Below are 13,224 nucleotides of genomic sequence, written 5' to 3' on the forward strand. Positions count from 1 at the left end.
TTACTGCTTCAAATATTTGTTGATGCGTCCTTCTGCTTCTTTGTCCACCCACCAGTAATCGATGCCGACGGCGTTGGTCGGTAATGTGTCTGTATGACGGTATTGGTCCCAATAAGCAACGTTGGTGCCAGACTTACCATACAATGGTACGACATAATGACCCGCTCGCAACAACCGATCAAGCACCTGCGTATATAACACAATTTCGTCACGATTTTTGGCATTACCAAGATTAGCAACCACCTCATCGACGGCTGCATTTTTGATACCAGCACTATTGTGATTGCCAAGCTCATCAGCCGCCGCACTACCCCAAAATGCAGCCTGCTCAGCACCAGGCGATAGACTTTGGGCAAACACATCGACGACCATATCATAATCAAAACGGCGCGTTCGCTCATAATATTGCGGCCCATCCACTTGGCGCAAGGTTGCCTCAAACCCTAAGCGTTTTAAATTACGAATATAAGGCAACAAGACACGGCCCATGGTCTCGCCTGTCATCAAAATCTCAATTTGGGCGGGCTGACCATTCGGTTGATATAGCTTCATATCATCATAATAAAATCCAGCATCTAGCAATAACTGCCGCGCTTTTAGTAATCCTTGTCGATTAAAGCCATTGCCATCACTGCTGGGTAGCTGCCATTCTGCTAAGACGGCTTTACGCTGAATCGGTTCAAGCTCAGACAATAAAGGCGTTAACACCTGCATCTCTTCACTAGACGGTGTACCAGTTGCCGCAAGCTCCGACCCGTGAAAGAAGCTCTGCAAACGTTCGTACTGTCCATGAAATAATGTCTTATTCATCCATTCAAAATCATAAGCAGCCGTTAGGGCTTGGCGCACCCGAATGTCCTGAAAGATTGGGCGGCGCAAATTCATCACCAATGCCTGCATGGGCACTGGGTTTTGACTGGTTATGGTCTCTTTTTTGATAAGACCTGCTTTCACTGCAGGAAAATCATAACCACTCACCCAATTTGATGCTTTGTTTTCGGGGCGAAAACGGTACTGGCCAGATTTAAATCCTTCAAAGGCAATCTCATCGCTTTGATAATAAACGAACTTAATCATGTCAAAATTATAACGACCACGATTGACCATCAAATCACGACCCCAGTAATTGGGATCACGTATGTAGCTTACTGAACGCCCCGCATCGACACGTCCCAGCTTATAAGGCCCACTACCCATTAAGGGTGTCAGGCTGATCTTTTCAAAATCAGCCTCAATTGAGGATTTGGCAAAAACAGGAAACTGCCCAACCGTCAGTAGGATTTCTTTGTTTTCAGCGGAGGCAAAGACAAATTTGACTTGCTGCTCGTCGATGACTTGAACGGCTTTGATATCAGCCAAATAGCTACGAATAGACATCGGACCTTTGTTTAATATTGCATCAAAAGTCGCTTTGACATCATGACTGGTCACAGGCGTCCCATCCCAAAAACGGGCAGCAGGATTGATGTGATAGACAATCCAGCTGGTATCGTCTGGATCATAGGTTACCTTACTTGCCAGCTGTGGATACATGGTAAACGCTTCATTTAACGAACCTGTCATCAAGGTATCATACAGATAGTCGGTGCCGATCATTGGCACGCCCGTGGTCATCCACTTATTGGCACTATTAAAGGTACCACGCGCATCTAGCGAAAGCGTGCCTCCTGAAGGCGCTTTTGGATTGGCATAGGGCATGTAAGGCGCATTGATGTATTTCGTAGGACTGTTATGTCCAAGCGCTGTCGTTGTGATAGGCGCCGCAATACTGCTCGATATCCAGCTGACAGTGATGGCTAGCAAAACAGCTTTTAGCAGAGCATTTTTTCTTATCATAACGTTATAACAAACCTCTATGCTAACCAATGCGAGTATCAAAAATTAAGCGCTGACGGCAAAATAGCCTGATAGCAAAATTTCATCATAACAAACTTAGGTTTTTTAACCTAATATTTTGCCATGTTACGCGGCGTCAGTGCGACATCCATCAGTATGACATCATTGGTATAGTGAAACCATTATAAAAATGGTATAGCAAGATTAAACGCTATTTTTCGCAGCCTCTGGATACGCAGTTACAGCAAGCAAGAAAAGCAGCGTTTAATCGAGCGCGTTTCCTATGCTGTATCAATTTTATTGAGGTTCTACTATATTAGATGTAATGGCAGCAGATATTGAACGCTTTTTACTCAAACTGTGCATCGATCAATATACTCATAAAAAAAGACGCAACTTATAAAAGCGGCGTCTTTTATTTTAAAGTCTAGTATGACCTATGCATGCTTTTTCTCAAACGCTATCATAAAATCAACCAACTGCTGTACCCACTCAAGTGGCACGGCGTTGTAAATACTGGCTCGCATACCGCCTACGTCACGATGGCCTTTTAGATTTAACAAACCAGCTTTTTCTGACTCTTCTAAGAACACTTTATCAAGGCTGCTGTCTGCTAAAGTAAATGGCACGTTCATGATAGAGCGATACTGAGGATCGACTGGGTTGTGATAAAAACTACTCTCATCGATTGTCTTATAAAGTAAATCGACTTTTTGCTGGTTGATTTTGCCAATAGCAGCCACACCACCCTGCGCTTCCAACCAATCAAACACCAGTCCTGCTAAGTACCAAGAGTACGTCGCTGGCGTGTTAGACATAGACTCTTTGTCTGCTTGGTGCTCATAGTTCAGTAGCATAGGACACCATGCGCTAGCCTGCCCCAACAGATCATCACGGATGATTGCAATGACCAATCCTGCAGGACCGATGTTCTTTTGGGCACCTGCATAGATCATACCAAATTTAGACACGTCTATCGGCTGTGACAAGATACAAGATGACATATCGGCAATGATTGGCGCGTCTACTTGTGGTGGCTCAAATATCTGTAGACCATGGATAGTCTCATTGGCACAGTAGTGAAAATAAGCGGCATCGTCACTCACAGTCCACTCACTTTGGGCGGGTACAGTCGTAAAGTTGTCCTCTTTGCCAGTCGCGACCAAGTTTATCTTACCCAGACCAAGTGCTTCATAGCGCTGGGCTTCTTTAATCGCCTTACCTGACCATGCACCCGTCGTCAAATAATCGCCGCGTCCGCCATTTAGCAGGTTCAATGGAATGGCAGAAAACTGCAAGCTAGCGCCGCCTTGCAAAAACAGCACTTTATAGTTGTCTGGTATCTCCATAAGCGTGCGTAGCTTAGCTTCTGCTTTGTCAGTAATTGCCATGTACTCTTTACTACGGTGGCTGACTTCCATGACCGATAGGCCGCGACCTTGCCAGTCGAGCAATTCGCTCTGAGCACGCTCCAATACGGATGTTGGCATGGTGGCAGGGCCAGCACAGAAGTTTGGCAGACGATGCGGCGTACTATTATTAGCAGTGGGTGTAGACGTTTGGGTTATAGACATAATCACAGTCCTAGGTATGATGAAATAAAGAAGCGACCTTTATTTCAGTTTGTTGATAAAAAAATTTACATCGATATCAGTTTTAATATCACTCAATGAGATATGCGCTCCCACAGCTGACGTTTAGCATCACTATCTGCAATCATGTCATCTAATGTAGGCACAGTCATAAGGTTGGGGTGCTGAAGACCTTCAGGTAGTACTGTTAAAGCAGCAACTTTTATCTCTTCGCGCAGACCAATTCTAAAGATATATCCAGCAAGGCTGGCATTGGCAAGCTCTACTGTGTCCATACCGGCGCAAATCGGAAATGAGGTCGTCTCATGAGTCATTGAGAGTGCTTGAGTGATATTATTCCATAGCTTTTGGCTATCACTATTAAGTGCCTGAATATCAACCAATATCACCCAATCTCCATAGCGTCCACCTTGTAAGCTAAATGGTGCTACCTTTTTCAAGCTGTCGTCATTTACACTATCACTATTATGACTGCTTTGAGATAATTGCTGTGGCGCAATAGGCGCAGTTGTTGACTGCACCACTTCATCTATAAAAAATGCGGCGGTTTGGTTTGATTCGATATCTGGACTATTGTGAAGACGAGGTGCATCTGAAGTAGCAGATATCTCATTGCCCATACTATCAAAACTATAGGTGACTGGGCTTTGCTCGGTGGCTGCCTGTTCATGAATACCTAGACCATGAGCATCGTTATTCACATTGTCATGGTTGCTGCTATAAGAGTCATTCGTATCATAACCACTGGTCGGCTGAACGACTGTCTCTATAGCAGCTCCAGCACTCGCGGATTCAGTATCAATAGAGCCAGTATTTGAGTGTTCAACCGAATCTATCGTGATATCCGCTATATTTACGGTACTTGACTCAGGCCGCACCCATTGATTGATACCCATCATCGCTAGGATTTGGCGCTGCTGCACACGGCGCTGCAATACATTTAGCGGGTCTTGGATATCACTCATACGACTCTACTATCCTAATTATGTTGTCTATATAGTTTTTTAGATGATTTTGGTAGTTCTTATCAAAAAAGCTGCCGTACGCCTAGCCAACGCTCTGACATTGCGATCAGGCAATCATATTCATCTTGGCTGATTATCGTATCGTGTAACATCACGGTATGCAATGTACTTAGCCATTGTCGATACTCATGATGAGCAGGTCTTATCGTGCTATCGTCATTATAATCTATTTGACTACCATCCTGTTGTCTCTCTGGATAATTAGTACTACCCAAAGTATTTATGGGCCGCTTGATAGAATGAATAGTAGAAATAGGAACCGCAGCAATAATCGCTAATAATTGAATACTATTTAAGTGTTGTGCCGTTAATAACAACCATTGCAAGTTGACATCGCTCACTGTCGTCAAATCAATATCAACCAAACGCGCATGACGTCTTAAATCTACAATGTAATGCGCCACACTCTCATCACCTTCACTCAATAATGAGCGCTCATATATTGAGATCATCTGGCCTTTAGCGTCTTTTGATAGCCGATACGCCAGTAAAACCACCATCGATATCTGAGCATCGCTCAGTGCTTCAAATACTTGCCCTGAAGGATCTAGCTGTACCCTTACGCCTTCTATACCAGTTTTGAGTGTCTGTGATGATAGAGCTTGCGTATCCGTATCGTGTAAAACCTCAGACAATATCGGTAGTAACTGCTGTAATTGTAACGCTTGCCATAATGACAGTATGGATGATTTTTGCCTCTCTACAGCTAATGAATGATTAAATGAATTCGCTGCCGAGTAAGAGCGATCACTCGATATTTTTTGATCTACAGAATCACAAGCTAAGCTTTTAGTTAAGTCAGATGTCAGCTGTTGGTGAAATAACTCAACCATACCTTGTTGGTAACGCAACAACATCGTACGGCATTTTGCTTGTTTTTTATAGTACTGATCGCTTTCGTGACTGTGTTCGCTGTCACTTCTAAGCTTTAATTTTTTGATATGTATTTCAGATAAGTCATGACGACGTAACTGGGCTAATGCGAATACAATCAAAGCACTGTCCAAACGTCTATCCAAATTGGCCACTATGGCCAGTAGCTTAGCATCTATCCTATGGGGTAATACTTGCTTATGACTAGTAGAGTCACTTTCAATAGAAAAGCCCTCACCCCAAATATCTGCCAAACCATATAATGCATTTGTTGATAATGGTTGATGCTGATGGCAAAGCATGACCGCTTCTATTAGCGCTTGTGCACCAAGTGGATGATAAATATGATCGAGTACATATTGCGGGAGTGACACCTTTTGAATATCGCTCGCTTCAATTAATGTATCTTCTGGTAGGTCAGCGTCAGGTTTGGCCTGCCAAGGCTTCAGCAAATTATCGGTATCTATAGGTGCTATTTCTACCTGCAAGCGACCATTGATAATTGTATCTACCTCTTTAGTGAACTCGAGACCTTTATCTGTCTGGCTTTCACTGTTACTTGCAGTGTTATCAAAAATAGCGTTCTGCTTATGGTTTTCTTCTGCATCAATATCGAACAATGATCGATGCGGCAATTGAGACTTTTGAGACTTTTGAGACTTTTGAGACTTTTTCTGTGAATTTTTGCTTAGGCTATTTTTTATTACAGCTCCCCAATCACCTAGATGGCGCTGCCGATATATTTCTTTTATCTTCTGCTGATTGATCCGCTTTTCTTTAACGACTTGTACGGCAAACTTACGATAGGCATCAGCATTAATAGCACTCATACGCTCCGTCAAGCTTGGATGAGTGGCAAACCAAGACACATCCCCCAAGTCCGTGCCACTACTGGCAAAGAAAAAATGGCTGAGTCCGTTGATATCAGCAACACTCGATAATCGTGACCCAATCGGGTCCTGATGAATGGCTTTTAAGGTTTCTAGGATCGCAGGCGAGCGCGTTAATTGTACGCTGGTTGCATCAGCAAGTAACTCACGCTCACGATTAAAGCTATGCTTAATCAACTGAGCACTGGCCATACTTGAGAAGCTCAAACCATGGAGCAGTAGTGTCCAGACACTACGGGGTGCTCTGTGAGGCATCGCTGGTGTATTTTGTACCCATCTAGACTGATGCTGGTGAGACTGCTGTTGCCAGTACGCTACCCACTCGCTGTGGGTCGTAAAGTGAGTAGTCTGAGCTTCGGTATTGCGCGCGCGTCCATCAACGTGTCTCTGTGATAGTAGCTTATGCGATACATTGTGATTATCAGCATAGCGAGTATTAGGAATGGGATCGCTCCAATCATATAGTATCTGTAAACCAGCCAGTACCACCATCAGCTGTAGATTGAACGTGGCATCCCCATGCAAGATATGACCATACTCATGACCAATCAGCCCATATAATGCTTCATCAGACAATTTATCTAGCGCGCCTTGGGTCACGATAAGCACCATATCTTGACGATGGCGACCAGCGACAAAGCCATTGATTCCTTGCTCATTGGGTAGTACGTATAAGAGAGGCGCAGACAAACCTGATGCAATCGCTAACTGATAGGCAATCTCATAATAACGACGATAGACTGGTGGGAAATCACGCTCGCTTCGTACTGCTATATGATGTGAGCGATAGTGAACTTTTTCTTTGATTTCATATTGATGCGCGACCCCATGACTGTGCTCCCATGGTTCCTGACTGTTATCAATAAACAGTCTGACCGCCCCTACTCGCTGGGCAATAGCGCGTCCCCCCGCTCGCAAGCGCCGATATTCTAAAAAACTCCCACCAACGAAACTGCCTACTATAAAGAGAATGACTAGCATCAATACCCAATGATATATACCACCCGTGAATATCGTTAACAGCAGTCCCATGATAGCCAGTGCCACCACGATATGGGCGAGCACAATAAGGAAAAACAGCCCATACAGTAATAGACTGCGCCGTGTACGTATCCGCTGTTCACCAAAAAAATCCATTAACTGGGCTGCCTAACCTTGGCCAAATTTATCTAAATCTTAGCCCAGATTAACATTCGGTGCTTTAGCAATGACATCTCTGTCTGCAAATACCAAGGGGCTAAGCGGACGAAAACCAAAGGTTGTACTGACAAGATTGTTAGGGAACACTTCACGATCATTATTATAAAACATCACACTATCGTTATAGTGCTGACGAGCAAAACCGATTCTGTTTTCGGTATTGGTCAGCTCATCCATCAACTCTTTGATCATACTGTCCGCTTTAAGCTCAGGATAGGCTTCTACCACTGCCGAAAACTGACTCAACGCTTTGGACAACATGCCTTCTGCTTTGGCAAATAGTGCCATGTGCTCTTTTGAGTCTGGCTGATGCTTATGCGAGTCTTGTAGGTTTTGAGCATGATTACGTGCGCTAATAACTCGTGTCAGTGTCTCTTCCTCATGAGTCAGGTAACGCTTAGCTGTTTCGACTAGATTTGGAATCAAATCATGGCGACGTTTGAGCTGCACATCTATCTGCGCAAAGCCGTTCTTTGCTTGGTTACGTGCACGCACCAATTTATTAAATATGGACACCCCAAACATAACGATTAGCACCACAAATATAATGAACAGCCAAACAAACATCTTCATAACCAAACCTCAAAGTGTCTAGAATGTTATTAAAACTTAATACATTGTATTTTAACGCATATTAATCAATGACGCTTTTAATTTAAATAAGAAATCGAATGAAATTTTAGACAAAAAAAAGCCCTTTACAATGAAGGGCTTAATACAGAATACCGGTATATTAGGTACTTTATTAGAATATCTATCAAATTTTAGGCAAAAAAAAGCGACTCCATCAGCACATCCTCGGCACACATCAAATCTATTACCGTTGCTACCTTCCGGTCCTGGCGGGATTCATAGAACAATGTTGCGAGGCTACCAATGGAGCCACCGGATGAGATTATACAAGGATTTTTTAATTTTACAACCCCTATCTCAAAACTGTTTGTTTTAATCGAAAAATAACCCAGTAACCTAGCTCACAAAATTCTCACAGCAACTTATACAGATTTTGTTATTTTAGTGAATGAAGTTGCACACATGTCAACACTTAAAAATAAGAGGTACAACTTCCTTTGTAAATACCTTTTGAAAGTATTCATATGAATACCCTTAACATTGATTTAGGAGATAACCATGAAAAATGCTCTATTGAATAAACTGGCCATCGCTTCTGGTACTGCTTGTTTAATGACAGCCATGATAGGTAGCGCCCATGCAGAGCCAACAGGCTATGACCAACTGACGTTTCAGACAGAAGTAAAAGAAGAAATCCAAAACGATGAAGTACGTGCCAGCTTATATAAAAAGGCTCAGACAACGGATGCCAAAACTTTAGCCACGATGCTTAATACGTCAATCAATAATGCCATGAAAATTGCCAAACGCTACCCAAGCGTGACTGTGAGCACTGGGCAGCAGCGTACCTATCCACGCTATGACAAAAACGACAAAATCATTGGTTGGACAGGTCAAGCAAACATAGACTTGAAAAGTACAGACTTTGCAGCAATCAGTCAGCTGATTGCGGATTTACAAGAAACCTTAGTCATGGATAATCTTAATTTTGGGGTTTCAGACACCAAAAAAGATGCATTAGAGCAAAAACTAATGACAGAAGCGTCTCGCGCCTTCCAGCAGCAGGCCAAAAACCTGACGCGCGCTTGGAATGCACGCGGCTATCGCGTCGTGAATGTTAATTTGAATACCGGTAGCAACTATCCACGCCCAATGTATAGCGCTATGAGCATGAAATCAGGCATGGCAGACGAGTCGGTACCAAGCCAAAGCTTTGAGTCTGGTAATAGCACTATCTCAGTGACTGCCAATGGTACCATTGAGCTGACCAAATAAGTAAATGACAACAGGCTTATTTAAAGCTCAGTAGAAGCAATACATAAAAAGGGCAGACGCGATGATCACGTCTGCCCTTTTTATTTATATATTACTAATGACTTTGCTATTGAGATACAGCGTCATTACCGCGCATTTTTAACAAGACCTTTTGGTGCCATGGCAAGCGCTCGTAAGCAAGCAGCTGCTCGGCAAGCTTCTTTTTCTTTTGTAGAATCAAGGTGTTTTGAATGACATGTACCGTACGATTGACTTGCTGACGGGTTTGTCCTGATACTGTTTTTACGACAGCGCGAATACTATGTGGGCCTGGCTGCAGATCAACTGTCGCAACAGAGGCACTCAGACCTTGAGCAATTTCTTTATCATCCAAATATATACTCACTTGATCGCCATTTTGTAATGCAGGCTTTACGTCAAGCGCGATGACGATACTCTGTGCAGGGCGCTGATAGGCACGCTCTGTACTCGGCTCAATCATACTCAACTGATAGTTGATATTCACCGCAGGTTTGGTGGCAGCGGCAGCTGGAAGATCAGTATTGCCTCTGACCTCACTTGGCATTCCTTTGGGGGCGCTACTTTCGCCGGTATTAACGCTGGTCTGGCTGACTTGTTTTCCTGCCTGCTCCTCATAAGACTGCGGACGATCGGTAAAGGTGATTTGCCCTGTTTGCTCATCAATCACTTTATAGATGGGTGCTGCGTTGCTGAGAGGCGCACAAAGACTAGCCATGATAGCCAATGCTCCTAACTGTATATTACCTCGTAACAAATCTCGCTTTGATAACAAACTCATAGTCAGTCAACCTAATTAGTATTTACTATTAATATACTTTTATAAGAACTATTATGCGACACTTTTGGTGCAAAATCAGTAGGATTTGATGTGAAATCAATGGTATTTAAAAAAATATCATCCATTTATACCACTATCTTTTCCAACAGGTACAAAAAAACCAGCCAAAATTCACTTGACTGGTTCTTTTTTATCGAATTAACTTAACGGACTAATTCGTTATTAGCAGCTGTAGTACATGTCAAACTCGACAGGGTGTACAGTCACGTTTAGGCGTTGTACTTCTTCTTCTTTCAATGCAATAAACGCTTCTAGCATGTCTTTAGTGAACACATCGCCTTTTAACAAGAAGTCATGGTCATCTTTTAGTGCTTGTAGCGCAACATCTAGACTCTCTGCAACCGTTGGGATTTGCGCTTCTTCTTCTGGTGGCAAGTCATATAAGTTCTTGTCAGCCGCTTCACCTGGGTGCATCTTGTTCTGGATACCGTCAAGGCCTGCCATCAATAGCGCAGCAAATGCCAAGTATGGGTTCGCCGTTGGATCAGGGAAGCGCGCTTCGATACGTACCGCTTTCGGGCTGCTCACATGTGGCACACGAATAGACGCCGAGCGGTTAGACGCTGAATAAGCAAGCTTGATAGGTGCTTCATAATGCGGTACAAGACGCTTATAGCTGTTCGTTGATGGGTTGGTAATCGCATTCAGCGCACGAGCATGCTTGATGATACCACCGATGAAGTACAATGCGGTCTCAGACAAACCAGCATACTCATCACCAGAGAACGTGTTTACGCCGTCCTTTGAGATTGACATATGCACGTGCATACCTGAACCGTTGTCACCAACGATTGGTTTTGGCATAAAGGTCGCTGTTTTACCAAACTGGTGCGCCACGTTATGGACAACATATTTCAATTGCTGAACTTCATCCGCTTTACGTACCATCGTGTTGAATGCAACACCAATCTCAGACTGGCAAGAAGCCACTTCGTGATGATGAACTTCTACGCGGCCTTCACCAACGATTTCTTCGATGCGTTCACACATGACAGAACGCATATCGTGTGAGCTATCGATTGGTGGTACTGGGAAGTAACCGCCTTTGACGCGTGGACGGTGAGCCATGTTGCCCCACTCATAAGTCTCATTAGTTGACCAAGCCGCTTCTTCAGCCGTGATCTTGTGGCTGACGCCAGACATGTCAACTGACCATTTTACATCGTCAAATACAAAGAACTCAGGCTCAGGACCGAAGTAAGCCGTGTCACCGATACCAGTCGACTTCAAGTACTCTTCAGCGCGGCGTGCGATAGAGCGTGGGTCACGATCATAGCCTTGTAGTGTTGATGGCTCGATAATATCGCAAGTCACGACCACAGTAACCGCATCAAAGAACGGATCAACGAACGCCGTTTCTGGATCAGGACGCAAGATCATATCAGACGCTTCGATACCCTTCCAACCAGCGATAGATGAGCCGTCAAACATTTTGCCATCTTCCATGACATCTTCATCGACAGTCGATGCTGGGAAACTGATGTGCTGCTCTTTACCGCGCGTATCAGTGAAGCGAAAGTCAACCCATTTAGCATTAGAGGATTGAATAAGATCTAATAATTTGTTCGACATACATAATCTCCGTTGTGTTGGTCACGTTATTGCAATTTAAAATTGTTGGTGCCATTTCTTGTGCAAGAATTCCAGATGTCCTTCCAATACCAAACAGCGCATTCGATATTATGCTTATTATCAGCACTATTTGTCGGATTAGTCAAGACACTCACCTAAGACGCTTTCTTAATTAGCCCAATAGTCATCTCAATGGTCTACAAACATCTTAAGTCAATTCTCATATCATTCTAGCAATATATAACTCGTCATGCTGAACTCTTCTGGCACTTATGAATAATTATTTTTAGACCCGTTTTTATGGTCATCAATAATCATACCAACTTCAATGCAAAGGCTATGCCAATATCTCAAATAAATTACTATTTACCTCACTTAAAACAATATTTTACAATAATTACAGTGACTTACGCCAAATAATTTTTATATAAAAATATATTTTTGCTAACAACCTTTATGTTGAGAGGTTATTCGACGCACTAGTTGTGATAATTTTGCACTATATTGGTGCTAAGAAAATCTTATAATTATTATATTGTTCTTTTACGGTGCAATAATAAAATATCGATTTGCTGATTTTTCTCTGCTCGTGAAATCATTATGATGAGAGAAAACTATTTTTATGTAATGCTTATTTAGCTAGCCCATGCTCTGCATTTGATAGAGGACAAAATAGTGGTAAGATAACCGCGCGCCATAATGCCCTCTGTCGTTATCATAGCTGCTTTTGTTTGGTAACTAAAGCCTTGAACAACGGTAGGCGTATATCCCATATTACAAACAGAATAAAACTGATAAGTTGAAACCTTCATGATTTTGATGATCGATAATTACGACAGCTTTACGTACAATATCGTACAATATTTTGGTGAATTGCAGCAGGACATCACCGTTTGGCGTAATGATCAAGTTACTATCGAGCAGATTCGAACGTTAGCACCGGACGTGATTGTTATTGGCCCAGGTCCATGCGACCCTGATCGTGCGGGTGTTTCGCTCGAAGTTATCGAGACATTCAAAGGCATTATTCCGATACTTGGTATTTGTTTGGGTCATCAAGCGATTGGGCAGGCGTTTGGTGGACAAGTCGTCAAAGCGGGCGAAGTTATGCACGGACGGTTATCAGCCGTCTATCATAATGACCAAGGCGTATTTGCCGGACTACCAAACCCATCGCAAGTCACACGCTATCATTCACTTGTCATTGATAGGCATACCCTGCCAGATTGCTTTGAGCTGACCGCATGGACGCAGAACGTTGATGGTAGTATTGAAGAGATCATGGGTATTCGCCACAAGTCACTTGCCATAGAAGGCGTCCAGTTTCACCCTGAGTCCATTTTGAGCGAAGCAGGTTATCAACTACTTAATAACTTTTTACACACTTATGGCTTGGCAAAACTAGCATCAGATGCGCTACCACAGGTAGGCTAGTTTTGACTTAAGAACCTGCTTTCATTACTCTATCTCAAATCATAGATAGATTCACATAAAAAATAGATTCACATAAAAAACAATCATAAGCGAGA

9 protein-coding genes and 1 other RNA gene are annotated in these 13,224 nt (G+C 43.1%); 2 read left to right on the forward strand and 8 right to left on the reverse strand.

From position 1 onward, the window contains the following. From AOT82_RS02245 to ffs, 6 genes are all read right to left on the reverse strand, one after another. Positions 1-1,833 carry an extracellular solute-binding protein gene (locus AOT82_RS02245; RefSeq protein ID WP_071003611.1) on the reverse strand — a complete coding sequence of 611 codons (1,833 nt, stop codon included), beginning with the start codon at positions 1,831-1,833 and terminating at the stop codon, positions 1-3. A gap of 440 nt (positions 1,834-2,273) precedes the next feature. Further along, the gene (serC, locus tag AOT82_RS02250; protein WP_071001617.1) at positions 2,274-3,410 is read right to left on the reverse strand and encodes a 3-phosphoserine/phosphohydroxythreonine transaminase; all 1,137 of its coding nucleotides are present in this window, start codon (positions 3,408-3,410) and stop codon (positions 2,274-2,276) included. A gap of 92 nt (positions 3,411-3,502) precedes the next feature. Beyond that, positions 3,503-4,393 (reverse strand): DNA polymerase III subunit psi, encoded by an 891-nt coding sequence (locus AOT82_RS02255; RefSeq protein ID WP_071001618.1) that lies wholly within the window; start codon positions 4,391-4,393, stop codon positions 3,503-3,505. A gap of 62 nt (positions 4,394-4,455) precedes the next feature. Next, positions 4,456-7,353: a M48 family metalloprotease gene (locus tag AOT82_RS02260; RefSeq protein WP_071001619.1), complete on the reverse strand. Its 2,898-nt coding sequence runs from the start codon at positions 7,351-7,353 to the stop codon at positions 4,456-4,458. Between the two features lie 39 nt (positions 7,354-7,392). Continuing rightward, positions 7,393-7,989 carry a LemA family protein gene (locus AOT82_RS02265; RefSeq protein WP_071001620.1) on the reverse strand — a complete coding sequence of 199 codons (597 nt, stop codon included), beginning with the start codon at positions 7,987-7,989 and terminating at the stop codon, positions 7,393-7,395. A 209-nt stretch (positions 7,990-8,198) separates the two neighbouring features. Continuing rightward, an RNA gene (ffs, locus tag AOT82_RS02270) (signal recognition particle sRNA small type) lies at positions 8,199-8,295 on the reverse strand. A gap of 252 nt (positions 8,296-8,547) precedes the next feature. On the opposite strand from ffs, the gene AOT82_RS02275 reads away from it, so the two are divergent. After that, positions 8,548-9,264 (forward strand): SIMPL domain-containing protein, encoded by a 717-nt coding sequence (locus tag AOT82_RS02275; protein WP_071001621.1) that lies wholly within the window; start codon positions 8,548-8,550, stop codon positions 9,262-9,264. Positions 9,265-9,370: 106 nt separating this feature from the next. Here AOT82_RS02275 and AOT82_RS02280 read toward each other — a convergent pair whose 3' ends face one another. Then, positions 9,371-10,063: a DUF4124 domain-containing protein gene (locus AOT82_RS02280; protein ID WP_071001622.1), complete on the reverse strand. Its 693-nt coding sequence runs from the start codon at positions 10,061-10,063 to the stop codon at positions 9,371-9,373. A gap of 222 nt (positions 10,064-10,285) precedes the next feature. Next, a complete protein-coding gene (glnA, locus tag AOT82_RS02285; protein ID WP_071001623.1) occupies positions 10,286-11,695 on the reverse strand; it encodes a type I glutamate--ammonia ligase in 1,410 nt (469 codons plus the stop codon). An 810-nt stretch (positions 11,696-12,505) separates the two neighbouring features. On the opposite strand from glnA, the gene AOT82_RS02290 reads away from it, so the two are divergent. Further along, on the forward strand, positions 12,506-13,129 hold the full coding sequence (locus AOT82_RS02290; protein WP_071001624.1) for an anthranilate synthase component II: 624 nt from the start codon (positions 12,506-12,508) through the stop codon (positions 13,127-13,129). Positions 13,130-13,224 lie beyond the last annotated feature (95 nt).

It is taken from the genome of Psychrobacter sp. AntiMn-1, assembly GCF_001854065.1.
Taxonomy (GTDB): Bacteria; Pseudomonadota; Gammaproteobacteria; order Pseudomonadales; family Moraxellaceae; genus Psychrobacter; species Psychrobacter pacificensis.

Coding starts and splice junctions, on each gene's coding strand:
- glnA (WP_071001623.1), bottom strand. CDS start 11,695: ATGTCGAACAAATTATTAGATCTTATTCAATCCTCTAATGCTAAATGG.
- serC (WP_071001617.1), bottom strand. CDS start 3,410: ATGTCTATAACCCAAACGTCTACACCCACTGCTAATAATAGTACGCCG.
- AOT82_RS02265 (WP_071001620.1), bottom strand. CDS start 7,989: ATGAAGATGTTTGTTTGGCTGTTCATTATATTTGTGGTGCTAATCGTT.
- AOT82_RS02260 (WP_071001619.1), bottom strand. CDS start 7,353: ATGGATTTTTTTGGTGAACAGCGGATACGTACACGGCGCAGTCTATTA.
- AOT82_RS02280 (WP_071001622.1), bottom strand. CDS start 10,063: ATGAGTTTGTTATCAAAGCGAGATTTGTTACGAGGTAATATACAGTTA.
- AOT82_RS02290 (WP_071001624.1), top strand. CDS start 12,506: ATGATTTTGATGATCGATAATTACGACAGCTTTACGTACAATATCGTA.
- AOT82_RS02275 (WP_071001621.1), top strand. CDS start 8,548: ATGAAAAATGCTCTATTGAATAAACTGGCCATCGCTTCTGGTACTGCT.
- AOT82_RS02255 (WP_071001618.1), bottom strand. CDS start 4,393: ATGAGTGATATCCAAGACCCGCTAAATGTATTGCAGCGCCGTGTGCAG.